Consider the following 4,065-nt stretch of genomic DNA (forward strand, 5'->3'; position numbering starts at 1 on the left):
CGATCTCGGCAATGTGGCCGGCATCGAAGGCCTCGCCGCCGAACTCGCCAAGCGCGAGGAGAAGCTCGACATCCTGGTCAACAATGCCGGCGCCGCCTGGGGCGAGCCGATCGACCAGTATTCCGAAAGCGGCTGGGACAAGGTGATGAACATCAACCTGAAGGGTCCCTTCTTCGTCACGCAGAAGCTGCTGCCGTTGCTGCGCAAGGCGGCGACCTATGACGACCCGTCGCGCATCATCAACATCGCCTCGATCAACGGCATCGTGCCGCCGGAGCTCGAGACCTATGCCTATTCCTCATCCAAGGCCGGCTGCATCATGCTGACGCGCCACCTTGCGGGCCGCCTCGCCGGCGACAACATCCTCGTCAATGCGATCGCGCCCGGACCCTTCCCGAGCCAGATGATGAAGGCGACGCTCGACACCTTCGGCGAGGCGATCAAGGCCGGCAATCCGAGGAAGCGCATCGGCACGCCGGAAGACATCGCCGGCGTCGCGATCTTCCTTTCGTCGCGCGCCTCCGCCTACACGACCGGCGCCGTCATCCCCTGCGACGGCGGCGCGGCGGAAGTCTGATTGTCACCCGTTCGTCATCTCATTGACGCAAACGCCCGCCCGTGCCGCGCACCGGCGGGCGTTTTTCATCCGCTGACGGACAAACTAAGCGAAACGGTGCGGGCCGGCAGAGTCGTCCCGGAAAAGAATCACCCATTTCGGGTCAACAGGGGTACTGGCCGTCTGCTCCATTTGCTAAAATGAACGCTTCAATAAAACTGATTCCGGGTGCTGAGTCGGCGTCCATTCGCGATGCCGGCCATTGGGGGATTTCCATGCAATTCATTGTCCGTGAAACCGTGCTTGCGTCGCGCCGCCGTCTCTTCAAGGCGGCCCTTCTTCAGGGAACCATGCTCGCGGCCGCCGCCATCCTGCCGTCGCCCGCTTCGGCCGGCAGCTGCACTGCCACCGGCACGCTGACGACCGAACATTGCGGCAGCGACTACGTGCAGGTCATCGCAGGCTCCGGCACCTCCTCCGTGACGCTCGACGGCTACACGACCACATCGGTCGAACTGACGGTCGATCCTCTCGCGACCGGGCCCTTCGACCAGACCGTCACGCTGACCGGACCGACGGTGCTGAACAAGCCCGACTATAGCGGCGTCATCATGCAAACCTATGCGGCGGACCGGAACGCAACGGTGATCGCCAACGAAGACGTCAGCATCACCTCGGTCGGCGGCTTTGGCGGCATCTGGGTCCGCAACGACACCTCGGGCAACATCATCATCGACAGCGCCGCGACCGTCGATGCGAGCGGCGCGGGCGCGGACGGCCTCACCGGCTCCACCAATCACGGCGCGGTCACGATTACGAACAAGGGCCATGTCACCGCCCATGACGCGCGCGGCCTTTATGCCGATGGCGGCTACAGCAATGCGTCCGACGATCCGGTCACCGTCAGCATCGACAATCAGGGCACTGTGGACGCCTATCTCGCCGGCGCCCGCGCGGTCGACTATCACGGCCTTGCCAAGATCACCAATAGCGGCACGGTGACCTCGACGACGCGGCAGGGCCTCGTCGCCTGGTCCGACGATGGCAATGTCGAGATCGACAATTCGGGAACCGCCACAGCCTATGACGATCATGCCCTTCAGGCCTGGGCCGCCGATGACGTGACGGTGACGAACAGCGGCACGTTGAACGCCTATGACGACACGTCCCACACCGATGTAGGGACGGGGGGACACTACGGCATCGACGCCCTCTCGCTGATCGCCGGCGATGTGAAGGTGACCAACACGGCAACGGGCATCATCAACTCCCCCGACGACTACGGCATCCATGCCGGTTCGCCGGAAGGCAGTGTGACCGTCGAAAACGACGGCAAGATCGACGGAAAATCGGGCGTCTGGGCGGAAAACGCCAATGGCAACGCCAAACTCATCAACAGCGGCACGATCTCGGCGGACGCCACGGCCGTTCTGCTCGACGGCACGACCAACACCCTCGACAACACCGGCTCGATCACGACCACGGGAACGGTCGCCGTCCAGACTGGCGACGGCGATGCGACCGTCACCAACAGCGGCACAATCGCTGCGGCTAGTTCATCCGATACGGCCATTCTCTTCGGCGCGGGCGACGACCACCTGACCATCAAGGACAATTCGACGATCACCGGTCTCGTCCTTGCGGGCGCCGGCGACGATACGCTGGAATTCGCGGGCTCCGGCAGCTTCGACCTCGGTCTGATAGGTGCGAGCGCTCAGTATCGCGACTTCGAGATCATCGAGAAGACGGGAACCGGCACCTGGACCATGTCGAACGACAGCGGCTTCACGGGCGACGTGAACATCGATGGCGGCAAGCTGTCGGTCAACGGAACGCTTCTCGGCGACGTCACTGTGGGCGATGGCGGTACGCTGGGCGGCAACGGCACGATTGCGGGCCTCACCGTCGAAAGCGGCGGCACCGCCGCGCCGGGCAACTCCATAGGCACCATCAACGTCAGCGGCCCCGTCTCCTTCATGACGGGTTCGTCCTATGATGTGGAGATCGACGCTGCCGGCAATGCCGACCGCATCATCGCCACCGGCGTCGCCCATCTCGCCGGTACGGTCAACGTCTCCGCCGCGAGTGGCATCTATGCGCCCTTGACTACATATACCATCCTGACGGCGGGCAGCATCGATCCCGTCGACAGCCACTTCGACGGCCTGTCTTACCCGTCCTCTTTCGACAGCTTCGCCTTTCTGACGCCCGCCCTCAGCTATGACGCGCAGAATGTCTATCTGACGCTGGACCGCAACAGCGTCGCCTTCGCCGATGTCGCCATCACGCCGAACGAAAAGGCGGCGGCCGGCGCCCTCGACACGGCGGCCCCCTCGAACGAGGCCTATCTCGCCGTCCTGTCCCTCGGCGCGGCGGAAGCGCCCCACGCGTTCGACCGGCTTTCGGGCGAGATTCACGCCTCCGCCCGCGCCGCGATGACGGTCGATGCGCGCCTGCCGCGCGATGCCGTCCTCTCGCGGCTCGATCGCCGCGAAGACGGAACCGGCGGCCTTTGGATGAAGGCGCTTGGCGACTGGGGCACCATCGACGGAGACGGCAATGCCGACAAGCTTTCGCATGACACCGCCGGCCTTCTCATAGGCTTCGATGATATGGCCAGCGCGAACTGGACCATCGGCGCGGCCCTCGGCTACACCGACACCGATCTTGAGCTCGCCTCGCGCGCCGATCACGGCAAGACGAAGACCGCCCATGTTCTCGCCTATGCGGGCGCCCATTACGGCGCGCTGCGCGTGAAGCTCGGCGTCGGCTACAGCGCCGCCGATCTGGACATCCACCGTTCCGTGACGATCGGAACCTTCAGCGACCATCCTGACGCAAGCTATGATGGCGACGTGCTGCAGGGCTTCGCGGAACTCGGTTATGAGATGCCGATGGGCAAGGCGACGCTCGAACCTTTCGCGGCGCTCGCCGTTGTCCGCGCGCATACGGAAAGCTTTGCCGAAAGCGGCGGCGACGCGCGCCTCTCCGGCGCGGGCGAAACCGAGACCCGGCCCGTCTCGACGCTCGGCCTGCGCGCCGCGACGCCGCTCGCCGGCCCGCTCGACCTCTCGGCCATGGCAGGATGGCAGCATACGGGCGGCACCCTTGCACCCGAGAGCCGGATGAACTTCACGAGCGGTTCGTCCTTCACCGTCGCAGGCGTACCGCTGGCGCGGGACGCGGCCGTCGCCGAACTTGATCTTGGTTACAAGCTTTCGGATGTCGTCTCCATCTCGGCGACCTATTCCGGCCTGCTCGCCGACGACGCGCAAAGCCATACGCTTTCAGCGAATGTCTCCTTGACGTTCTGAACCGCCACATGGCCATTGCCGACGGCGGCGCGGCGGAAGTCTGATGGCCGGGCGCATGTCGGTCTCCGGACGCGGAGATCGACATGCGCCTGACATCCGTTTCGGCTAGTCTCCGGAATCGGATTTTTCGGGGACAATCATCATGAAGATATCGACCATCCTGGCGGCGGCCTTCGTCTTGACGCTCACGCCGCT

At 64.7% G+C, this 4,065-nt stretch carries 2 protein-coding genes; both read left to right on the plus strand.

The window, feature by feature from the left end; translation table 11 throughout:
• A partial coding sequence (locus VMR03_RS16645) for an SDR family oxidoreductase (protein WP_325407197.1) occupies positions 1-577 on the plus strand: 577 nt, incomplete at its 5' end.
• 254 nt (positions 578-831) lie between these two features.
• On the plus strand, positions 832-3,870 hold the full coding sequence (locus VMR03_RS16650) for an autotransporter outer membrane beta-barrel domain-containing protein (protein WP_325407199.1): 3,039 nt from the start codon (positions 832-834) through the stop codon (positions 3,868-3,870).
• Positions 3,871-4,065: the final 195 nt, after the last annotated feature.

It is taken from the genome of Parvibaculum sp., from assembly GCF_035511255.1.
In the GTDB taxonomy this organism is placed as follows: Bacteria; Pseudomonadota; Alphaproteobacteria; order Parvibaculales; family Parvibaculaceae; genus Parvibaculum.